General features: G+C 43.9%; 19 protein-coding genes and 4 pseudogenes. 18 read left to right on the forward strand and 5 right to left on the reverse strand.

The genetic code is table 11. The features are described 5' to 3' along the window. Positions 1–14 precede the first annotated feature (14 nt). Entirely contained in the window at positions 15–566 is a 552-nt protein-coding gene (locus tag JCM19039_RS04325) for a YpmS family protein (RefSeq protein ID WP_042424274.1), read from the forward strand. Between the two features lie 329 nt (positions 567–895). Here the strand turns inward: JCM19039_RS04325 and JCM19039_RS04330 are convergent, their stop codons facing one another. From JCM19039_RS04330 to JCM19039_RS04340, 3 genes are all read right to left on the reverse strand, one after another. After that, complete coding sequence (locus tag JCM19039_RS04330) at positions 896–1,456, reverse strand: HTH-type transcriptional regulator Hpr (protein ID WP_042424276.1); 561 nt, start codon at positions 1,454–1,456, stop codon at positions 896–898. Between the two features lie 153 nt (positions 1,457–1,609). After that, entirely contained in the window at positions 1,610–2,713 is a 1,104-nt protein-coding gene (gene serC / locus JCM19039_RS04335; RefSeq protein ID WP_042424279.1) for a 3-phosphoserine/phosphohydroxythreonine transaminase, read from the reverse strand. Between the two features lie 39 nt (positions 2,714–2,752). Beyond that, a complete protein-coding gene (locus JCM19039_RS04340; RefSeq protein WP_042424681.1) occupies positions 2,753–3,130 on the reverse strand; it encodes an HIT family protein in 378 nt (125 codons plus the stop codon). Positions 3,131–3,326: 196 nt separating this feature from the next. On the opposite strand from JCM19039_RS04340, the pseudogene JCM19039_RS04345 reads away from it, so the two are divergent. The 4 genes and pseudogenes from JCM19039_RS04345 (at position 3,327) to JCM19039_RS04360 (ending at position 6,052) form a co-directional block, all read left to right on the forward strand. Continuing rightward, positions 3,327–4,075: pseudogene (locus JCM19039_RS04345) on the forward strand (ABC transporter ATP-binding protein). Next, positions 4,065–4,568 carry an ABC transporter permease gene (locus JCM19039_RS26315; protein ID WP_042424282.1) on the forward strand — a complete coding sequence of 168 codons (504 nt, stop codon included), beginning with the start codon at positions 4,065–4,067 and terminating at the stop codon, positions 4,566–4,568. The pseudogene JCM19039_RS04345 and the gene JCM19039_RS26315 overlap by 11 nt, the downstream one beginning before the upstream one ends. After that, positions 4,523–5,290 carry an ABC transporter permease gene (locus JCM19039_RS04355; protein WP_193744138.1) on the forward strand — a complete coding sequence of 256 codons (768 nt, stop codon included), beginning with the start codon at positions 4,523–4,525 and terminating at the stop codon, positions 5,288–5,290. Before JCM19039_RS26315 ends, JCM19039_RS04355 begins: the two co-directional genes overlap by 46 nt. Before the next feature lie 24 nt (positions 5,291–5,314). Further along, positions 5,315–6,052, forward strand: a complete 738-nt coding sequence (locus JCM19039_RS04360; RefSeq protein WP_042424289.1) for an EcsC family protein — start codon at positions 5,315–5,317, stop codon at positions 6,050–6,052. Positions 6,053–6,065: 13 nt separating this feature from the next. Here the strand turns inward: JCM19039_RS04360 and JCM19039_RS04365 are convergent, their stop codons facing one another. Continuing rightward, positions 6,066–7,244, reverse strand: a complete 1,179-nt coding sequence (locus tag JCM19039_RS04365) for a M20 family metallopeptidase (RefSeq protein WP_042424292.1) — start codon at positions 7,242–7,244, stop codon at positions 6,066–6,068. Between the two features lie 266 nt (positions 7,245–7,510). Between JCM19039_RS04365 and JCM19039_RS04370 the strand changes: the two genes are divergently transcribed. Next, the gene (locus JCM19039_RS04370; RefSeq protein ID WP_081834322.1) at positions 7,511–9,670 is read left to right on the forward strand and encodes a transglycosylase domain-containing protein; all 2,160 of its coding nucleotides are present in this window, start codon (positions 7,511–7,513) and stop codon (positions 9,668–9,670) included. A gap of 225 nt (positions 9,671–9,895) precedes the next feature. Here the strand turns inward: JCM19039_RS04370 and JCM19039_RS04375 are convergent, their stop codons facing one another. Continuing rightward, on the reverse strand, positions 9,896–11,581 hold the full coding sequence (locus JCM19039_RS04375) for a methyl-accepting chemotaxis protein (protein ID WP_042424294.1): 1,686 nt from the start codon (positions 11,579–11,581) through the stop codon (positions 9,896–9,898). Between the two features lie 311 nt (positions 11,582–11,892). Between JCM19039_RS04375 and hemE the strand changes: the two genes are divergently transcribed. The 12 genes and pseudogenes from hemE to ruvB all read left to right on the forward strand — a co-directional run bounded on the left by hemE (position 11,893) and on the right by ruvB (position 22,512). Beyond that, complete coding sequence (gene hemE, locus JCM19039_RS04380; RefSeq protein ID WP_042424297.1) at positions 11,893–12,954, forward strand: uroporphyrinogen decarboxylase; 1,062 nt, start codon at positions 11,893–11,895, stop codon at positions 12,952–12,954. Beyond that, positions 12,951–13,879 (forward strand): annotated as a pseudogene (gene hemH / locus JCM19039_RS04385) (ferrochelatase). The gene hemE and the pseudogene hemH overlap by 4 nt, the downstream one beginning before the upstream one ends. Further along, positions 13,880–15,256, forward strand: a complete 1,377-nt coding sequence (gene hemG, locus JCM19039_RS04390; RefSeq protein ID WP_042424299.1) for a protoporphyrinogen oxidase — start codon at positions 13,880–13,882, stop codon at positions 15,254–15,256. Between the two features lie 113 nt (positions 15,257–15,369). After that, complete coding sequence (gene obgE / locus JCM19039_RS04395; RefSeq protein ID WP_042424302.1) at positions 15,370–16,653, forward strand: GTPase ObgE; 1,284 nt, start codon at positions 15,370–15,372, stop codon at positions 16,651–16,653. A 65-nt stretch (positions 16,654–16,718) separates the two neighbouring features. Then, a pseudogene (locus tag JCM19039_RS04400) lies at positions 16,719–17,134 on the forward strand (ACT domain-containing protein). A 62-nt stretch (positions 17,135–17,196) separates the two neighbouring features. Continuing rightward, positions 17,197–18,066, forward strand: coding sequence for a prephenate dehydratase (gene pheA / locus JCM19039_RS04405; RefSeq protein WP_042424305.1), 870 nt, complete (start codon positions 17,197–17,199; stop codon positions 18,064–18,066). A 90-nt stretch (positions 18,067–18,156) separates the two neighbouring features. Then, positions 18,157–18,744: a SafA/ExsA family spore coat assembly protein gene (safA, locus tag JCM19039_RS04410; RefSeq protein WP_052398506.1), complete on the forward strand. Its 588-nt coding sequence runs from the start codon at positions 18,157–18,159 to the stop codon at positions 18,742–18,744. Positions 18,745–18,773: 29 nt separating this feature from the next. After that, positions 18,774–19,097 carry a hypothetical protein gene (locus JCM19039_RS04415; RefSeq protein WP_042424308.1) on the forward strand — a complete coding sequence of 108 codons (324 nt, stop codon included), beginning with the start codon at positions 18,774–18,776 and terminating at the stop codon, positions 19,095–19,097. Between the two features lie 83 nt (positions 19,098–19,180). Then, a complete protein-coding gene (locus JCM19039_RS04420; protein ID WP_042424311.1) occupies positions 19,181–20,005 on the forward strand; it encodes a YhcN/YlaJ family sporulation lipoprotein in 825 nt (274 codons plus the stop codon). A gap of 98 nt (positions 20,006–20,103) precedes the next feature. After that, complete coding sequence (locus tag JCM19039_RS04425; protein WP_042424314.1) at positions 20,104–20,820, forward strand: YebC/PmpR family DNA-binding transcriptional regulator; 717 nt, start codon at positions 20,104–20,106, stop codon at positions 20,818–20,820. A gap of 83 nt (positions 20,821–20,903) precedes the next feature. Then, the gene (gene ruvA / locus JCM19039_RS04430) at positions 20,904–21,497 is read left to right on the forward strand and encodes a Holliday junction branch migration protein RuvA (protein WP_042424317.1); all 594 of its coding nucleotides are present in this window, start codon (positions 20,904–20,906) and stop codon (positions 21,495–21,497) included. Positions 21,498–21,507: 10 nt separating this feature from the next. After that, a pseudogene (ruvB, locus tag JCM19039_RS04435) lies at positions 21,508–22,512 on the forward strand (Holliday junction branch migration DNA helicase RuvB). Position 22,513: the final 1 nt, after the last annotated feature.

Raw genomic sequence — 22,513 nt, forward strand, 5'->3', positions numbered from 1 at the left:
AAGGTGGTGGAGATGTGAAATGGCGTTGGGCATTTTTTATTCTGCTCGGATTACAAGCACTCGCTGTCATTGTGCTGGCAATTATGCTCACAAGTGGCTCAACGGGAGATGTAGTGCCTGAGCGTGAGCAGCTGAGTGTAGGTGAACCGTTATTTACGGTTGAAACATCCATCGCACGTATTAATGACTACATTGATGAAGCAAGTGATGATCAATTTCAATTACATGCAGATGATGGCAATTACGTATTTACAAACGAGTACGAACTGTTTGGATTAAACATTGATATTCAAATGCAATTGCAACCTGAAATAACGGAAGCTGGGAACATACGGCTTTATGAAGATGGATTATCGATCGGTTCGCTCTCCCTGCCAGCAAGCGCAGTTCTAACATTGATTAGCGAACAAGCAGACTTACCTAATTGGATTCATGTGAATCCTGATGAGGGATTTATTGACATTCGAGTGAATGAGATTGATACCGGAGAGGGATTAGGGTTACGAGCAGCTGAATTATCCGATGAAGGTACGATCACGATTGAAGCACTCGTCATCGAACCGTAAATTAAAGATAGTAGAGGTCTCTTCGTTCAGAGGAATTGTGAACGTAACGAAAGCTACGTAATAAAACTAGTTAGGGCATCGTACGGCGATAAAACTTCAAGGAATGGCGCCTGCTGAAATAAGACTTATAAACGAGAAGAAGTTCGTTCAGACGTGTAAACGTGAATCTTCTTTGAAACTGGAGTAGGTAAGTAAACGATTTTTCTTTTCACAATGAAGACCGAACCCGCAAATAGATGTTGCGGGTTCGGTTATCTCTTAACGCGTAAAGAACGTCTTGAAGACGAATGGAGTACATGTAAAGTTGCAAGGCCATTCATCGCGACTATTTATCGAGGCGAGATGGTCGTGGCTACTTCATCATCTAAATGTCCGCTCTCCTTGGATTGCAAATCCAGTGTGTCAAACTGGTTTGTAAAATCATCGCCATACATATGACGGACAACTGTTGCAATCTCTGAGAACTCCGGGTACTTGCCATATAGATTCTTTAAAGGCATCGTGCTTTGAATGGTTTCATGGTTGTTTACATTAAACTCTTCTAACGTTAACAAAAAGAGCGCTTTCCCTTTCTCTGTAAGTCGTACATACGTATGCCTACGATCTTCTTCTTGCTTACCCATTACAATTAAATCTCTTTCTTCTAACTTTTTAGAAAAATTATAAGCTGTTGATACGTGCATGACACCAAACTTTGCAATTTCTGACAAGACGGGAGAGCCAATCTGATAAGAAATCCATAAGATTTGATGTTCATTGATATTCAGACCATGAGGTTGGAGCCATCGTTGCCAATCTTTTTCGACTGATTTCCATAGCGCTTTGCTTAAGTAAGCGAGACGATGCTTGAAGGCGAGGGATTGCTCCCAAGTTTCATTCGTTACGTCCATAAAATCCTCCATCGTTGTGTCATTTTACTACATGATTCTGAAGTTTTTATAAATATTGTAAAAAAGCTTGTATGTTTAGTATAGGAAAAAAGTAATTAAAATGGAAGAGAAAACCACAATGATTTTTAAAATAACATTGTGGTTTTTAAAAAATTAGTGGTTTTTGGCAAAATCGATCATAAAATCATGCAACACTTCACAGGATTGAAGTGATACAGCGTTATAGATGGAAGCGCGACATCCACCAACAGAACGATGCCCTTTTAACCCACTAAACCGTTGCTCATTTGCTTTAGCAAGAAACTGATTGGTTAGTTCTTCTGACGGTAACGTCCACGTAACATTCATCAAAGACCTAGACTCGTGGTCACTATGACCGGAGTAAAAGCCGTGGCTCTCATCAATGGCCCGATAAATCATTGATGCTTTCTCAGCGTTACGCTCACCCATCATGGTCAATCCACCTTCGTTTTTAATCCATTGGAGCACCCGTTCCATCATGTAAATGGCAAAAGTGGGTGGAGTATTGTACAAAGAATTCGCTTTTTCATGTGTGAGATAGCGCATAATTTGTGGTAATGTCTCCGCCTGGGGACGAGATGAAGCTAAGTAGGATTTCTTAGCAATGACAATGGTCACTCCTGAAGGGCCTAAATTCTTTTGTGCACCCGCATAAATGAGGTCGAAATGAGAAACCGGAAGTGGTCGACTTAACAAATCCGAACTCATATCTGCGATCACAGGCGGGGCCCATTCGCTCACCTGATCAAAACGTTGCCACGCTGTCCCGTAAATCGTGTTGTTAGACGTTAAGTGGACGTACGCATCTTCTGGAGACGTAGAAATCTCACGAAAAGCGGGTATCTTTTGATAACCTTCAGATTTTGAAGACCCTCCAGCATAGGTTTCGCCAATCATGCTCGCTTCTTTTTGTGCTTTCTCTGACCAGGAGCCAGTTAAAATATAGTTTGCTTTTTTTTGAGCAGGCAAAAAGTTGTACGGTACCATCGCGAATTGATGACTTGCACCACCTTGTAAAAATAAGATTTCATAGTCATCCCCAATGGAAAGCAGCTCTTTTACAGATTGTTTTGCCTGCTCATGAATGTTCTCATAAATCGAACTGCGGTGACTAAGTTCCATAACCGACATTCCGGATTCGAAAAAATTCAACAACTCTTGTTGTGCAGAAATTAATACTTCCTCTGGTAGTGCTGCCGGGCCAGCATTAAAGTTATGTATTCGATTGTTAGACATCAGTGAAATCCCTTCAAAGTTGAAGGGCCTCCTCTCGTTTTAGAATTGAACCGCCTGTTGTACTCGTTCCGCTAGGGCATGCATATCTTCGTCACTCATGTCGATCTTAGGATTTTCATTCCAGTTGGCATAGATTTCATCGTTTCCATAACGAGGAATGAGGTGCATGTGAAAATGAAACACAGATTGCGATGCTTTCTCACCGTTGTTGTTGACCAAGTTCATTCCTTCACATTGCAACGTACTTTTCATTGCGCGGGCAATGGCTGGGGCTTTACTTAGTAAATGAGCGGCTGTATCTTCTTGGAGTTCATAGATGTTCTCTTCATGATTTTTAGGGATAAGAAGTGTATGCCCTTTTGTCGCTTGACTAATATCTAAAAACGCTAGGCAATGGTCGTCTTCATAAACCTTCATTGCTGGAATGTCACCATCGACAATCTTACAAAATATACAATCGTCTTTTTGTGCCACGAAATGATCCCTCCATTACAGTTAATGATTCATATTCTATCAAATTCACGGAAAAAAACATACATGCAAGGCGAGAGTCGTTTTCATTTCTTAATTGAAAGGGTACAATAAGGGTAACGTTGTTTGTGGAGGTAGATGAATGGCATCTTTACTAAAAATTGATAACCTCGCCGGTGGCTACAATGCAAATAAACCGGTCATAAAAAACATTGATTTTACTGTTGAACCGGGTGAAATTGTTGGGCTAATTGGATTGAACGGGGCAGGGAAGAGTACGACGATTAAGCATATACTAGGACTCTTGGAGCCAACTTCAGGTGAGATTCGCGTGAATAACCAAACGATTCGTGAAGATGTGGATACATACCGAAGAGCGATGAGTTTTATCCCTGAGACGCTATTCTATATGATGAATTAACGTTATGGGAGCATTTACGCTTAACGGCAATGGCTTATGATCTGGAAGGTTCCGATTGGGAAGAACGAGCTGAAGGTTTACTGGAACTCTATCGGATGAAGAAGATGAAGCACTGGTTTCCGAGTCACTTCTCTAAAGGGATGAGACAAAAAGTCATGATTATGTGTGCGTTTCTCGTGCAGCCAAAACTTTACGTCGTTGATGAGCCGTTTTTAGGATTAGATCCTGTTGGTATTCAATCGTTGCTCGATCAGATGATTCGTATGAAAAGTGAGGGCGCGGGTATTCTGATGTCTACGCATATTCTTTCAACTGCTGAGAAATATTGTGACCGATTCGTCATGTTGCACGACGGAACGATTTATATGCAAGGGACACTTGAGGAATTACGTGCGCGAAGTGGTCAGCCAAAAGCGGATTTGGACGAGATCTATGTAAACATGACAAAGGAAAATGACAATGAATATTGAGCAGCTGTTTTCCGATCGTAGACAGGCGTTTTGGAATGTAAGCATCCGCTATATTCGACTTATGGCGAACAGTGGGTTAATGGCAGCTGTCCTTGCGCTTATCCTTATTATAGGGCTGTATTATCAAAATTTCTTAGATTGGCTACCGCAAGACTTCCCGGTTTTGCTCGTACTAACGGTTTTATTCGCCTATATGCTAACAAGAAGCCCGATTCGAACGTTCTTTCAGTCTGGTGATCTTGTCTATCTGCTGCCTCTTGAAGCAAAGCTCGACCGCTACACGAGGCAAGCACAAGTGTATAGCTGGACCATTCAAAGTGCTGTATTCGTATTTGTTCTGTTCTTATTAGGGCCGTTATATATTGACCGCTTGAGTCCTGAGTTTAGTCATCTTTTAATGACGATCGCTGTCTTTCTTGTAGCGAAGGCGTGGAACATTCAAGCGCAGTGGCAGAATTACGAAGCCAATACGTTGCAAACCAATGGAAACTAAAGTGGTTGCGGTTTCTAATAAACCTAGTCTTTGCGCTGTTTGTTTTGATGGTAGAGCCTCTCTTTGTGTTAGTTCTTTTGTTGTTGATGGGATTCTTGCTTGCCTTTTACTATCGGCCAAAGATGAAAAACCATCAATTAAAATGGGATCAACTCATTGAATTAGAAGAGCAGACGTTAAATTCTTTTTATCGCTTTGCTAATGCATTTACCGATGTCCCTCACCTGAAGTCACGGGTAAGAAAGCGGAGTATGTTGGCAAACCAGTGGGAGCGTTTGCACAATAAAAGTTCGAATACGTACGTTTATTTATACGGGAAGACGTTTGCGCGCTCAGGTGATTACTTTGGAATTTTTGTGAGGTTGGCAATTGTTGGCGCATTGCTTGTTTATGCAACACCTGGAGAGTGGCAATGGTTAGCCGTTGCAATTTCTGTACTTTTTACGTATATCACCGGATCTCAACTCGTAACGATATATTATCACCATCGTACGATTGTATGGCCAGATCTATATCCTGTTCATCAACACGTTCGGGAGCAATCGGTTCAGTCATTTGTGCGAACGTTAATGGCTGCTCAAATATTTTGGCTCACGCTCATTACAGGTATTACTTCGATGAGCGTTGCTTATGCGATGATGGCATTGTTTTTAGGGCTTTTACTTGTCATCTTTTATGCACAAGTGCAAGTCCCGAAACTGTTTCGGTCAACAGCAAGCTAATTTCTTCGCAAAAGGGGAGTTGTTATGCGATCCTACGAAGCTGAGGTTAGAGACTCGCTCGATGATTGGAAACGTAAGATCACAAGAAACCCAACGATGGTAAAGACGTGGACGAAATCAGCACAAAGCCGGTTAAACAGTTATATTCCTGATAAGGTGCACCAAACGATTGGCGGGGCCGTCAGGCAGATGATTGAAACGACATTAAATGGCTCGCGGTATATGACGAAGAATGCACCCGTGCAAGGTGAATCGTTAGAAGAACGAGAGAAGCGTGTAGACCGCGCGATTGTCTCTTATAAACGCACAGCTAGTTTAGAAGGAGCAGGTACTGGAGCGGGGGGCATTTTACTCGGAATGAGTGATTTTCCGATGCTTCTAGCCATTAAAATGCGGTACTTGTTTACTACAGCGACGCTGTACGGATATGAGCCAAACTCTTTGGAGGAACGGTTGTTTTTGCTTCACATTTTTCAGATGGCGTTTTCGAGTAGTCATGCCCAGCATGAAACGTTAGCGAGGATCGAGCGTTGGGATGAGTTTCTCGCTGAGTTTGGTGACGACTTAACGACAGAAAGAGCGATCGATTGGGTCACATTTCAGTTGGAGTATCGTGATTTTATCGACGTACCAAAAACGTTGCAACTTATCCCTGGCTTCGGCTTGTTTGTCGGGGCAACCATCAATTATCAGTTGCTCGAATTGCTCGGTCAAACAGCTAAGCAGTGTTATCGCGTTCGTTGGTTCAAAGAAGAAGCATAGTCCTCGTCGAGGACTATGCTTGTTTATAATAATCAATCGTTACTTTGCCGAGTGTTTTTGCTGCGTGGAGCATCGCCCGTTCATCAAAGTCAAAGTTTGGATGGTGGTGTGGGTAATTCACCTCTCGTTCACCGAAGGCCGCCCCTGTAAAAAAGAAAGTACCTTTTATTTCGTTTAAGTAGTGGGAGAAGTCTTCTCCTGCGAGAAGTGCCTCGCGTTCATGGACGCCAGTAAGCCCAGGTACTTCTTGGGCTACACGGGCGAGGTATTCATTTTCGGTTTGATGATTGACAACAGCAGGGTATCCGCGGAAATATTGATAATCCACTTCAGCCCCTCCGGCTTTCGCAGTATGAACGGCAATTTCTTCGATGTCTCGTTCAATCTGGTTTCTTACATCTTCATTAAAAGTCCGGACCGTCCCGATTAACTTTGCATGATCAGCGATCACATTATATGCATTCTCAGCAACAAAACTACCGATGGAAACAACGGCAGAGTCAAGCGGATTTACTCGTCTTGCCACGATCGTTTGCAAATTGGACACAATCTGTGTACCAATCACAACCGCATCTTTCGTTGTATGAGGTAAAGCACCGTGCCCGCCTTTCCCTTGGACATGAATGGAGAAGTGGTCCGAGGCAGCCATAAATGGTCCTGAGCAATGTTGGATCGTTCCTAAAGGGTCTTGAGACCATAAATGCGTGCCAAAAATGACGTCGACGCCGTCAATTGCACCGTCCTGAATCATTGGAAGAGCGCCGCCAGGCGCTTTTTCTTCGGCGTGTTGATGTATGAAAACAACGGTCCCATTTATTTCGGCTTGAATGTGTTTGAGTGCTTTTGCAAGGACGAGCAGGGTGGCTGTATGCCCGTCATGTCCACATGCGTGCATCACACCGTTCACTGTTGATTTATAGTCAACCTCTTTTTCATCTTGGATTGGCAGCGCATCAAAGTCAGCGCGTAAGGCCACTGTTGGACCTGGCTTGCCGCCGGTCATTGTTGCAACGACCCCGTTACCTCCAACATTTCTTCTAACCTCATTTCCGAGACTTTCGTGGTACTCGGCAATATAAGCAGATGTATGAACTTCTTGAAAAGATAGTTCGGGATTTTTGTGCAAATGCCTACGAATCTCTACCATCTCTTCATAAGATTGCTCGAGAAAATTATAAAGCTTTTCCTCCATCATTTCGCCTCCCTTAACATATTTTTCTATTGTATCATATTAAGAGACGATCCTTTGCCTGTGAAACTTTTTTCCGTGGATGTCGTAGAAAAGAGTAGGCAATTCTTTGTGTAACGGATCGAATGCAAGCGAATGATAGAGAAAATCTTGTGCACTTTACATGATTTTTGGTTTTTATTGTATGATAAGGAATAAACATTACGCCGCTGGATCATGTGACTGTGCGATGACAACTGTGCTTCCCTCGAGCACTGGAGGCAAATTAAATGAAACCAAAACGAATGAATCGACCGGTCTTTATAAGTATAGTTATGGTGCTATCGACACTTGTCGTTGCGGTTGGAGGATATGCAGCCGCGCTCATTACCGGCAGCATCCTTACCGATGAGGATCAACTTAATTTCGCAGAAACGTCAACCGTTGTTGATGAAGAAGGAGAAGTATTGGCGAGATTGTTTTTTGAAGATCGCTCGAATATTTCAATAGATGAAATCCCAGAACACGTGCAACAGTCGTTTATTGCTGTTGAGGATCACCGTTTTCATGAGCACCAAGGCGTAGACTTTATTGCCATTGGCCGTGCATTATATCGTGATATTCTTGCGGGTGCTGCTGTTGAGGGCGGAAGTACGATTACCCAGCAGCTTGCGAAAAACGTTTACCTAGAAAACGACAAGACACTTTTGCGTAAAACAAAAGAAGTGTTGATTAGCATGAACTTAGAGCGGAACTTTAGTAAAGACACACTTTTAGAAATGTACTTGAATCAAATTTATTTTGGGCATGGTGTGTACGGTATTGAACGAGCATCAGAACTGTATTTTGACAAAAGCGCAAAAGATTTAACGGTTGCTGAAGGAGCGTTACTTGCAGCGATCCCGAAAGCGCCGTATCACTATTCTCCTGCGTCTGACATTGAACGAGCCGAGAAGCGTCGGGGTACGGTGTTAGCATTAATGGAACGGCACGGATTTATTAATGAAGAAACGATGACTGGAGCAATGAATACCCCCATTTCATCAGATGTGCACACGGAGCCAGAAATGGATGCTTCTTTTTATACGTATGTAGATATGATGATTCAAGAAGGAATTGAAAAGCACGGCATTTCAGAGCAACAATTCTTCACCGGCGGGTATACGATTGAAGTGCCTATCCATCACGAATTGCAAAACACAGCATACAGTGAAATGGAAAACAATGAGCACTTTCCTGATGAGAGCACAGGCGTCCAAGCCGCTTATGTGATGCTAGATAACAAAACGGGTGCAGTGAAAGCCGTTCAAGGGGGAAGGGATTACGTGAGAAAAGGATTGAACCGCGTAAATATCCCAAGACAGCCTGGGTCTGCGTTTAAGCCACTATCAGTTTACGCACCTGCCCTTGAGAGTGGTCAGTACAAACCGTACTCACTTTTAAAAGACGAGCTTTTAGAATACGGTGATTACGAACCGAGCAATGTGAACGATGTATACCAAGGTTCGATTACGATGCGCGATGCGATTATCCAATCAACAAATACGAGTGCTGTGTGGCTCCTAAATGAACTAGGAACAGCAAAGGGGATTGAATGGGCAAATGAGGCAGTGCCGGAATTCCAAGATGACGGTCTCTCGGTCGCGCTTGGGGGGATGTCTGAAGGTGTGTCTCCATTGCACATGGCATCAGCGTATACAGCTTTCGCGAATGGCGGGATAAAATCTGAACCGTATTTTATAAACTCGGTTAAAGCGTCAAATGGTGAATCGATTGTCGAGGCAGAAATAGATCAGTCCCAGCTCTTATCTGAACAAAATGCATGGTATATGACGAGAATGCTCGAAAGTGCGGTGAAAGAAGGAACGGCACAGCCTGGCAATACAGATCATGCGTTGGCAGGAAAAACGGGAACGACTAATTTTGAGGGAGTAGACGGTGGGAATCGAGATGCTTGGTTTGTAGGGTACACACCGCAGTATACTGGGGCAATGTGGATGGGCTATGACTCGACGACTGAAGAACAGTACCTACAAGGTGGGAGTGCCTACCCTACACAATTGTTCAAATCGATTTTAAATTCCGTTCCTGTCACCGAGCAAGGAGTGGCCTTCCATAAACCTGAAGGTGTTTCAGAATTAGAATCACCTGTCCAATTTGCGGCAATTGAAGACTTGGATGCCGCTCTCACACTCCAAGGCGAAGGGTTTTTAAATGTGAAACTAAATTGGACAGCGGCAGAAGACGATCGGCTCGTGTATAACATCTATGAAGTGAAAGATGGAGAAGCGAGTAAAGTGGGTGAAGTAGAAGGAGAAGGGTCGTATACTGTAAACCGAGCGAATATGTTTTCGTTAGGTGACTATATGGTTGTCCCTTTTAATCCACAAACAGGCCAAGAAGGAGAACCGTCCAATGTTGCTGATGTGAGCGTGATGTCCATCTTCTAAGCGTCGCTAAGCTCATGTAGTAAGGACGCACAAAAGCGCACGATGACCATTAACATAAGCTCGCTATTATTATGAGGAGCAACAAGCACCCATTTTAAAGCGAGTTTGTGCTAAGCAAAACAAACACCCCGAAGTTCCTGTCAAAGAGGACTTCGGGGTGTTTGTATTAGGCCTCATCTAACGTTGCCTATTCTCTGTGAGGCTACACTTATGATCGGATTGATATTACAATTTGAATCGGGACATTCTTTGGTCCAAGTCGTTCGCAATTTCAGCGAGTTCGCCAGCGGCGTCACTGATGGAATCCATTGTAGCGACTTGTTCTTCCACCGTTGCAGCAATAGACGCAGTGTTCGTTGTTGCTTGCGTAGATGTGCTTTGAACGGCACCTAAGTTGTCCTTAATATGATTGCTATTTGTTGTCACTCGTTTGACGAGCTCGTCAATCGTTTCCGATTTTTCTGTAACAGCGCGAAACGCTTCAAGAATGAGCTGATACGTCTTCATCATTTCGGTGAGCATGTGCTCGCCTTTGGAGATGAGTTGCGTGCTTTCTTTCGATTGTTCCACAGATTGCTGTATGCTGGACGTCATATTCGAAATTGTTTCAGTAATAGAGGCAGCCGCATTCTCACTTTCGGCAGCGAGCTTTCTTACTTCATCGGCAACAACACCGAAGCCTTTTCCTGCTTTTCCAGCACGTGCGGCTTCGATGTTCGCGTTGAGCGCAAGTAAACTCGTTTGTCCAGAAATATCTTTAATGACCGTAATTACGTGTTCAATTTCTTTAGAAGCCTCTCCGAGCAAATGAATGGTGGAAGCCGTCGTTTCATTTTGGGTACGTATCTCTTGCATGCCTTTCAGTGACTGGTCCAATCGTTTTTGACCATTGGCTGCATGCGCATTTGACTGTTCACTTTGGGAAACAATGTCTTGTACTGCAGCATAAACATCCTCTAGCTCGCTGTCCATCGTTTGAAAAGTCTTGTTTGATTGATTAATTGATGAATTTAACGTGCTTTGTATGTCTGCGATTTCCTGCACAGACCCGGACACTTCTTCAGCACCAGCATTCACTTCTTCAGAAGATGCGACGAGTTCTTCTGACGAGGCAGCGATCGATTGACTTGCGTTAGACATTTCTGTCATAATCGTGCGCAATTGTTCGGTCATTGTATTGATTTCCTGCGACAACGCTGACAGTTCATCATTTCCATTAACATCTAAAGGTTCGGTATGCAACTGGCCTGCAGCCACTTTTTTTGCGGTTTTGGAGATTTGTTGGATTTGTTGTTGGATTCTTCTTGAGAACAAAATGAATAAAACAGAGCCAATTACTGATGCACCGATGGCAATGATGATACTCAGTAAAATTGCTTGCCCCATCGCGGCTTCCATATTTTCATTTGCAGATTCCGCATACCCTAAGAAATAACTTTCCAACTGTGCAGAGAGTTCCCGTAGCTCTGCATTAATAAATTCAAAGCCTTGGAGCGTTTGATCACCAGGGACGACTTCCATCGTTACATATTGGCCAACTCTTGAATCAAACATCTCGTTAAAGAAATGAAAACGTTCTAACGCATTTGTCGTTTCCTCATCAGAGATTTGTGTATTCAATTCGGCAAGCAGTGTCGTCATACGCTCGTCAATTTGCTCATATTGTGAGAAGTCTGGGTCATCTTGCAACCGTAAGTCTGAAACAAAGATATATTTTTGTTGAAATGTGGAAGATGTTTCTTGCGCTTTTAGGGCGTATGTATTCCAATGTTGCATCTCTTCAGCTTGTGTTTGGATATGACTCAATAAGAAGTAAATCAACACAAATCCAATAAGAAAGCAGAAGATAATAAAAGATAAAGACAATAGCATTTTTGAACGAATGGTTGAAAAGCGAGATTTCACATCCATGTTTTCTCCTCCTAGCAATAGTTCTACGATTTTATGAACGTTTCCCAAAGATTCTACACAAGACAACATAATTTCTATATGGTAGATAAGGGTAGAGTTCTAAGGTACGACGCACAAGACGCGTATCGTTTGGTGCACATTTTGAGAAAAATTGGGTATGCTACCAAAGACACGTATACATAAGTGCTATTTATAGTATCGACGCTTTACATGATGTTTGAAGAGGGCGTTTCAAAAGACCTGGAAAGTTATCTTGTGATAGGATAAGTTTGGTACCTACAAGTGTGGCGTGATAAAGTCACATACGTATTATGGATATAGAGGAGTGTATAGTTGTGGCGAATTTTAATGATCGGCTGCTTCGTGCGGCAAAAGGCGAAGGTGAACGGACAAAGCCGGTATGGTATATGAGACAAGCGGGACGCTCTCAGCCGGAGTATCGCGAAATTAAGAAAAAGTATTCATTATTTGGGATTACCCATGAGCCTGAGTTAGCAGCTTATGTCACTCGATTGCCAGTGGAACAGTACAATAACGACGCTGCTATCTTGTACAAAGACATTATGTCTCCCCTGCCAGCGATTGGTGTAGACGTAGAGATTAAAAGTGGAATCGGTCCGGTTATTCATAATCCGATTCAATCAACGAGTGACATTGAAAGGCTTGGGGAAATTGACCCAGAAAAAGATGTGCCGCACATCTTAGAAACCATTAAAATTCTGCGAAAACAATTGGATGTACCTTTGATTACCTTTGCTGGCGCACCATTTACGATGGCAAGCTATATGATTGAAGGTGGACCGTCGAAATCGTATGAAAACACAAAGGCGATGATGTACGGGAATCCAAAACAGTGGCAATTGCTTATGGACAAGCTAAGCGATATGACGATTACGTATGCTAAAGCGCAGATTGCTGCCGGCGCACAAGCTTTTCAGCTTTTTGACTCTTGGATTGGGTCCCTTAGTGCCGCAGATTATCGGACGTATGTGAAACCAACGATGATGAAGATCTTTCGTGAGCTTAAGAAAGAAGGGATTCCACTCATCACGTTTGGTGTTGGGACAAGGCATCTGTTACAAGAATGGAACGACTTAGATGTGGATGTCATTGGTCTTGATTGGCGCACATCAGTGACAGAAGCACGTGAAATGGGCATTACAAAAGCACTCCAAGGCAACTTGGATCCAGCCGTGCTTTTAGCTCCTTGGGAGACGATTGAAGAAAGAACGAGGAAGATACTTGATGAAGCCATGGACGATCCTGCCTACATTTTTAATTTAGGGCACGGAGTGACTCCGTCCATATCTCCGGACACGCTAAAGCGTTTAACGCAATTTGTCCACGATTACAGCGGGGGGATTATAAAGTGAGCAAGAAAAAAGTCGGGATTTTAGTCATGGCATATGGAACGCCGCGAAGCTTAGATGAAGTGGAATCTTATTACACACACATTCGTCGGGGAAGAAAGCCTTCAAAAGAGGCACTAGATGATCTGATCGATCGCTATAAAGCCATTGGAGGGGTGTCTCCTCTGGCAAAAATTACAAATGAGCAAATGCAAGCACTTGAAGACCGATTGAATGAACGTTCTACTACTGTCGAATTCAAAGCGTATTTAGGCTTGAAGCATATTGACCCTTTTATTGAAGATGCTGTTGAGAATATGAAGGCAGATGGGATTGAAGAAGCCATTTCAATCGTACTTGCGCCTCATTACTCAACGTTCAGCGTCAAATCATACAACGGCAGAGCCTTCAAAAGAGCGAAGAGATCGATGGACCCGTTATCCATGCAGTTGAGAGCTGGTATACAGAGCCGAAATTTATTAAATATTGGTCAGACGAACTTAGAGAGACGCTCGAAGATGTGAATCAAGACGACACCGTCGTCATTTTCTCAGCGCACAGTCTTCCAGAGAAAATCTTGACAGACAACGACCCGTACGTAGACCAATTAACAGAAACGAGTCGCCTCGTTGCCGAAGCGGCTAACGTGAAAAACTATGAGATTGGTTGGCAAAGTGAGGGCAATACTGCGGACAAGTGGCTTGGACCTGACGTTCAAGACCTTACGCGTGATTTGTATAACAAATCAAAGTATCGAACCTTTGTTTACGTGCCGCTAGGATTTGTTGCGGATCATTTGGAAGTGCTCTTTGATAATGACTATGAATGTAAAGTTGTTACGGATGAGTTAGGAGTTCAGTATGAGCGACCACAAATGCCTAACACAAATGCTCTATTTATCGATGCGCTTGCAGATGCGGTGCTTAAACAGAGAGACTTGAGCCGTTAAATGAAGACAGCAATTATTGGCGGAGGGATTACAGGGCTCTCCGCTCTTTATGAGTTGGAAAAACATGGCATTGATGCCCATCTATTTGAGGCATCAGAACAACTTGGAGGTAAGGTTCGCACGCATAGACGGGACGGATTTATTATTGAGCGAGGAGCGGATTCGTTTCTCGCACGAAAACCAGAGCTCATGGACCTCGTAAAAGAGTTGGGCATGGAAGATCGTCTCGTACCGAATGAAATTGGCCAGGCATTTATTTTTTGGGAGAACGAGTTTCACCCCATCCCGAAAGGTTCTGTAATGGGAGTACCTGGGTCACTCTCCTCTATTTCCTCGTCTTCGCTTTTAAATCCATTCGGAAAGGCAAGGGCGGCACTTGACCTATGGATTCCTAAAGATCGAGACGTTGAGCATGATCGCTCGGCCGGTGATTTCTTTAGAAAACGCTTTGGGAACCAAATGGTCGATCGTCTTTTAGAGCCGTTACTTTCAGGCATCTATGCAGGGAACTTGAAAGACTTGAGCCTCAAATCGACACTTCCGCTTTTTTATGATCTGGCAAAAGATCATAAAAGCTTGATAAAAGCGAGTGGACATCTTCAACAAAAGCGTCAAGGTTCGAGCAATAGCAAAGGTCAATTTCGCACATTCAAAAATGGGTTAAGCGAAATGATTGATGCATTGGAAAAAGCGTGTTCATTGGAGCGGATTCATAAAAATAAAGAACTGGTCACAGTCGTCAATGCAGCAGAAAAAACAAAGCTTATTTTTTCAGATGCGAGTTACGAGCTTGTCGATCACGTCATACTGACCGTCCCCCATGACCGGGTGTCGGACGTTTTGCCAAATAGTGAAATGGCGCAAGAGATGAAGGAAATGAAAGGTTCCTCCATTGCTACTGTTGCTTTAGCCTACAAAGAAGAAGATGTACGCAGTCGTGTAAACGGGACGGGATTTCTTGTTCCACGGGCGAATGGGACGAACATTAAAGCGATGACATTTGTTGATAAGAAATGGCCTCACGCTGTTCCAAAAGGATATGTACTTCTTCGGTGCTTTGTTGGACGACCGGGGGATGAACAAACTGTTCATACGAGTGATGAAGGTTTAAAGAATATGGTACAGTCAGAAATAAGTGAGATGCTAGACGTAAAGGGTTCCCCTATTTGGATCGATATTGAGCGCTGGAAAGAAGCGATGCCTAAGTATTCGGTTGGTCATGGGGAGCGGGTAAAAGATTGGAAGCGCGCGGTTCAAACCGTTTACCCTACTGTGCAACTTGCCGGTGCTTCATATGAAGGGGTCGGTCTACCTGATTGTGTTAGGCAAGGACAGATGGCTGCAAAACACGTACTTCAGCAGATTTCTGAACGTTAATTCGAGGTGTTGCTGCATTGATTACAGCACACCTTTTTTGTTTTTGTCTCGTCTCGGACTGAAATGACGAGCAATGTGTTACAATAACTACATTAATAATTGAGGTGAACCACATGTTTATAGATTATGTAACCATTTATGTGAAATCCGGCGACGGAGGAAATGGAATGGTTGGGTTTCGAAGAGAAAAGTACGTCCCTGACGGCGGACCAGCAGGGGGAGATGGTGGGAAGGGCGGAGACGTCATTTTTCGTGTCGATGAAGGATTGCGAACGCTCATGGATTTCCGTTATCAGCGACATTTTAAAGCAAGCCGTGGAGAAAATGGCCGCAGTAAAAATCAACACGGCAAAAACGCAGAGTCCTCTATAGTGCTCGTACCTCCCGGTACGGTTGTGAAAGACAAACATAGTGAAGCAGTCATTGCCGATTTAACTGAACACGGTGAAGAAGCAATGATTGCCAAAGGCGGACGTGGAGGTCGTGGGAATACTCGATTCGCTACCCCAGCAAATCCAGCTCCAGAACACGCGGAAAATGGGGAGCCAGGCATCGAGAGGGAGATCATTCTCGAGCTGAAACTTCTCGCTGATATTGGGCTGATTGGCTTTCCGAGTGTAGGGAAATCGACATTCCTCTCCATTGTTACTGCAGCAAAACCAAAGGTCGCTGATTATCCGTTTACGACGATAAAGCCAAACTTAGGTGTTGTTTCTACAAATGATGGAAGAAGTTTCGTTATGGCTGATTTGCCTGGGCTGATCGAAGGTGCTCATGAAGGAGTAGGGTTAGGTCATCAATTTTTACGTCATATTGAGCGTACGAAAGTGCTCGTTCACCTCATTGATGTGTCCGGTTTAAGCGGTCGTGATCCATACGAGGATTACTTGACGATTAATCAAGAGCTGAAAGAATATAACGAACAGCTCATGAACCGTCCGCAAATTGTTGTTGCGAATAAGATTGATATGCCAGACAGTGAAGAGACGCTTCGGACGTTTAAAGAGCAGTTAGACGACGATGTTCAAGTATATGAAATATCTACACTTCAGCGTAAAGGGGTAGACCTGCTCGTTAACCACATTGCCGATGAACTCGAACAAGCGCCGGAAGTCGATGCGTTTGAACAACCTGCAATAGAAGAAAATGTGTTGTATAAGCATCAACCAGAAGAAATATTTGTCATTACGCGTGACCCGGATGGAACGTATGTATTAAGCGGTGATGAACTTGAGCGCAGAATTCAAATGCTAGACCTAAATCGTACAGAGTCCGCACGACGATTCTCAAGAACGCTTCGGAATTTAGGTGTTGATGCAGCGCTTCGAGATCGAGGAGCGAAGGATGGAGACCTCGTAAGGCTTGCAGGCATTGAGTTTGAATTTATTGATGAATAACGTTTAAATGGTGGTGAGTACTGGTGGCAGAAGAAATTGACCAGTTTTATCTCGTTCGAGAAGACATGCTCACAGAAGCAATGCAAAAAACCGTCCAAGCGAAAATTTTATTAGAAAATAAGACCTGCTCGACGATTGGCGAAGCGTCAAACAAGTTGGTTTAAGCCGGAGTGCGTTTTATAAATACCGAGATGCCGTCCAACCTTTTCATACGATGATTCAAGAAAAGATTATTACGTTCTCGATTCATCTTGCTGACCGCTCAGGAGCCCTGTCAGGGCTCCTGACAAAAGTCGCAGAAACGGATTCAAATGTACTTACGATTAATCAAACAATTCCATTACAAGGCCGAGCAAACATTACGCTTACCGTTGATACGAGCATGTTAAATGTAGAGGTTCGACAGCTGATGGCAGACATTAAAGCGATGGAAGCTGTTGAAAAAGTGGAGATCATCGGTTCAGGTGTATCAGGCGCATAAGCAGCATTTTGAAGGCTTTTATTTGCAAGATACCATCTAAAGAGAGAGTGGAGAAGAGACCCATGAAAACCGCGTATTTAGGGCCGGAAGGAACATTTACCGAGTTGGCTGCGAAGTCATTTTTAGGTGAGACTGCCCGGGTTCCGTATAAAGATATCCCAAGCACGATGAACGCATTGGAAAACCAGGAAGTTGATGCAGCAGTTGTTCCATTAGAAAACACAATTGAAGGGTCAGTGAACGTTACGCTTGACCACCTCATTCATCGGTATCATTTTCCAATAGTAGCAGAAGTGGCGATACCGATTGCTCAACATTTACTTATCCATCCGTCGACGACGGATTATACACAGGTAGACTCAATCTATTCGCATCCTCATGCGATCGCTCAGTGTCATGAATTTATTAATGAGAAGATAACGGATGCGCAAATTGCTTACGCGACATCAACGGCAAGTGCTGCAAAAGAAGTGTCCGAGCGGCCAGAGCTCAATCGAGCAGCGATTGCCAATCGTTTAGCAGCAGAGAAATACGGGCTTACGATTGCTGAAGAGAATATTCACGATTTCCCGAATAATCATACCCGCTTCGTGTTGTTGGCAAATGATGTACCAGAGATGACGCGCCATTTCGGTTCAGCTGCTCCGCAAAAAACGAAGATTGTGATCACGCTGCCTTCCGATTACTCTGGGGCGTTGCACCAAGTATTATCTGCGTTTGCATGGCGCAAACTAAACTTGACGAAGATCGAGTCTCGTCCAACAAAAACTGGCATCGGTAATTATTATTTTATTATTGACGTTGATCATGCTTATGATTCGATTTTACTCCCGAGTACATTAGAAGAACTAAAAGCACTCGGGTGTGAGACGCGAGTTCTCGGTACGTACCCATCTGTTTTTATCGAAGAAGAGCAGGAGACGACGTTGTAACAATGAATACTTGTGCCCGGCTGTGCATATCTTCTTAAGGGAAGCATCAATGATGACGGACTGATTATATGCACAGGAGGGACGACAATTGTGAAGATCCATATTGTACAAAAAGGCGACACACTTTGGAATTTGGCGAAGAAATATGATGTCGGCTTTGAAGAGCTTAAAGCAGCGAACACGCAGCTTGCCAATCCAGATATGGTGATGCCGGGAATGAAAATAAAGATTCCTGGTAAAGGTGTTCAAGCGAAAAAAGAAGTTCAATCAAAAGCAGGCCCTGCAAAGGATTACACGAAAAAAGAGCAGCCAGTCGCAAAAGAACAGCCAGCACAGCCGAAAAAAGAAGCGCCTGCTGTGAAGCCCCCGCCGATGAAAAAGTCAGTGATGGAAGTACCGAAAAAAGAACCAACAGCATACAAACAACCAGCTAAAGCTCCTGCAAAGAAGCAAACGGTACCACCAAAAATGACAAAACCGGCACCGAAAAAGGAAAAAGAACCTGTAGCTATGAAAGAAATGCCGAAACAAAAAGCAATGCCAAAGCCGGAACAAAAACAAGAAGAAGTGCCGTATTATCCGCCGGTAATGCCGCAGTATCAACAGCAAATGGCACATCCTTGTATGGAACCGCCTCCATACTACGGAGCTACCATCAACCGATACCGCCTCATTTAATGCAGTATTGCTATCCATGTGGCCCGTACATGCCACCAACGCCTTATCAAATGATGCCACCGGCATACGCTCAACCACAAAGCAATCCTTATGAGATGCATCCTTTTAATGAAGGTTACGGGTATCATCAGCCATACGAATTCCAATACCAAGGAAGCTATGATGATGATTACGGTCATCGTGAAAACCAGCCTTATTCTGAATCGTTTGAGCAATCACGTTACGTTGCACCGGCAACATATGCACCAATGGTGGATCCGTATGGATACTATTATCCTCCACCAATGATGTACGGTGCACCGCCTGCGCCTCAACAGAGTTGGCAATTTCCAAATGAGGACAATGAGGAATAACAATGGAGGACCTTCCTCCAAATAACAGGAGTATCTTAACGCCCTTCTTCACAAAATACTTGTGAAGGGGGGATGTTTCATTTATGAAGAAATTTGCTTTGTCGGTTGCCGCTTGCACATTGTTAGCAACAAGCCTTGCAGGTTGTGGGGATGCCAATAATCAGGCAGCGAATGACCGGGCTGCTTATGATATGAACTATGTGAACGATTACCGTGGTGCCGACCAAGATTATGCGATGAACCGAAGCAACAGGGGAGACCGTGGTGAAGGACCAATTACGGATATGCTCACTGTTGATGACCGTACCACACGTACAGAACGTCATGACAGCACGCACAATGTGGATGACCGTACAGGAAGTTCTTGGGCATATAATAATGCGAGAGATGTAGTGGACAAAGACCACTATACGAACGCAGAAAGAAATGCGAACAAAGAACGTTTCCAAAAATATAACGGAGAAACTGGAAACCATCCTGGTATGGTGAATAACCGTGGTTATATGAATGGTGATAACGACGAAAACCCATATCATGTTGGGCACACAGACCGTTACAACAGTGACAATCATCATGATCTTGAAAGAACAATCGATCAAGCTGTCACGGATATGAAAGCGGTAAGTGACACGCATGTTGTTGTTGACGATGAGCAAATTGTCATTGCGATAAAAGGAAATAGCATTAGCGACTCCACAAAAGAAAAAATCAAGGATGAAGTTGAAGATTACACGAACAGAACCGTCTACGTTACCGATGATGAAGAAATGTTTACGAATGTGCGCAACATCGCAAATGATGTTCAGCGAGCAGGCGGGGAAATGATGGATGAAACGAGAGCCACATTTGACGATATGGTAAACGACCTTGGGGATATGGTAGAGCGTCCGTTTGAACGGAGCAGATAAAAATTGTAAGCGCAAGAGGAGAGTTCTCCTTTTGCGCTTTTTTGATTCGTGCTATATTTATTTATTAGAGTATGTGCAATTGGAGGGGAGCATGCGAAATGGCTGGACATTCAAAATGGAATAACATTAAACGTAGAAAAGAAGCGCAAGACTCGAAACGTGCTAAAGTGTTCACGAAAATAACGAAGGAAATCTTTGCATCTGTTCGTGCAGCTGGAGATGACCCTGATACGAATTTACGACTGAGGCAAGCCATTCAAAAAGCGAAAGCTGCGAATTTGCCTGCAGATAATATTGAACGAACGATAAAAAAAGCAGCAGGAAACCAAGAAGATGTCACGTATTACGAACTGACTTATGAAGGGTATGGACCTGGTGGGGCAGCCATTTTTGTACAAGTGCTCACTGACAATAAAAACCGAGTCGTCGCGGATTTACGGCATGCATTTTCAAGGAACGGGGGTAATCTTGGAGAGGATGGTTGTGTCGCTTTTTTGTTTCAAGATGTTGGCATTTTAGAAATTGCTGCTAATAGCGGTGAGGAAGAAGAAGTAATGCTCGATGCAATTGAAGCAGGTGCGTCAGAGTTTGAACTTGTAGACGATCAGTACATGATTACAACAGAACCTAAACATATTGAAGCGGTAAAGCTAGCTTTAGAAGCAGCGGGTTACAAAGTGGATAACAATCACCTGGCGAAGATTCCATTAACGACAACAACGTTGGATGAGGAGCAGTGGGTGATGATGGACCAACTGATTGATCGTTTAGAAGACAACGATGATGTGCAAAATGTATATTATAACGCAGACTAACCATTGGCAATGAATACGTATGTTCCCATCCTTTTCGCGATTATGCTACACTTAAACTAGCTCGAATGGAGAGGGGAACGTCTGTGATTGAATCCTTATACGGATCTGTCGTGTATCGTGACCATGAATCCGTAACGATGAATGTACACGGAGTCGGTTACCACGTCTTATGCGCAGATCCTTTAACATATCAAGTGAACGAAGCAGATTTATTTACGATTTACATTTATACGCACGTAAGAGAAGATGCCATTCGGCTGTACGGCTTTAAAACAAGAGAAGAGCGCGTGCTATTTAGCCGTTTGTTGCAAGTATCAGGTATCGGTCCAAAAGGAGCGCTAGCCGTACTTGCAGAGGGAAATGCTGCAGTTGTTGTCGGGGCCATTGAAGAAGAAAACGAAACACTGCTCACCAAATTCCCAGGTATCGGAAAGAAAACAGCAAGGCAAATGATTCTTGATCTAAAAGGTAAACTTGATTTTGTTCAGGCAGCCTCAGTGGAGCCTGACACACGTATACGTTTAACAAACGATGCATTAGACGAAGCGATGGATGCGCTCCGGGCATTAGGGTACGGTGAGCGTGAAGTAAAGAAAGCAGAGAAAGCATTAAAACACGAAGACCTTGAATCCGATGAATACGTAAGAAGAGCGCTGCGTTTATTTGTGGAGCGCTAGGAGGGATAAAATGGACGATCGTGTCATCTCTCAAGAGGCATTAAATGCAGAAGAAGAACGCGTAGACCAAGGGGTGAGACCCCTTTCGTTTGATGATTACATCGGTCAAGAGCAAGTGAAACGTAATTTACGTGTGTTCATTGAAGCGGCAAAGATGCGCGAAGAGAGTTTGGACCATGTTCTGTTATATGGTCCTCCAGGTCTTGGGAAAACGACCCTTGCTGCAATTATTGCGAATGAAATGAACGTAAATATTAAAACGACGTCAGGACCAGCGATTGAGCGTCCTGGTGATCTTGCTGCCATTCTGACGACGCTTGAACCGGGGGATGTGCTATTTATTGATGAGATCCACCGGCTAAATCGAGCGGTGGAAGAAGTGTTATATCCGGCAATGGAAGACTTCTGTTTAGATATCGTCATCGGAAAAGGAACTGAAGCCAAGTCAGTCCGGCTGGACTTGCCCCCATTTACGCTCGTTGGTGCGACGACAAGAGCAGGCATGTTAAGCGCACCGTTACGTGACCGGTTCGGTGTGTTAAGTCGTTTAGAATATTATTCATTGGATGAGTTGGCCCGTATCGTTCAGCGGAGCAGTCAATTGCTTAGTTTTGATATGGAAGAAGCGTCAGCATTTGAATTAGCGCGCCGTTCTCGTGCCACGCCGCGTATCGCCAATCGCTTGCTTCGTCGGGTCCGGGACTTTGCTCAAGTGAACGGTGTCACTTCAATTGCCGTAGATGAAACGTCAGAAGCATTGGAACAACTGCAAGTAGACCGACTAGGCCTTGACCCTAACGACGTGCGCTTATTAACGATGATCGCTAACAAATTTAATGGCGGACCTGTAGGTGTTGAGACGATGGCAGCAATGTAGGTGAAGAGACGGAAACGATCGAAGAAGTGTATGAGCTACCTTTTGCAGATCGGTTTTTTGCAACGGACACCACGGGGACGATTGTTAACGCCACTTGCGTATGAACATTTTGGGTGGCCGTCTCAAGGAGAAGTTTAGC

Origin of the sequence: Geomicrobium sp. JCM 19039, assembly GCF_000698145.1 — a bacterium.
Taxonomy (GTDB): Bacteria; Bacillota; Bacilli; order Bacillales; family Marinococcaceae; genus Geomicrobium_A.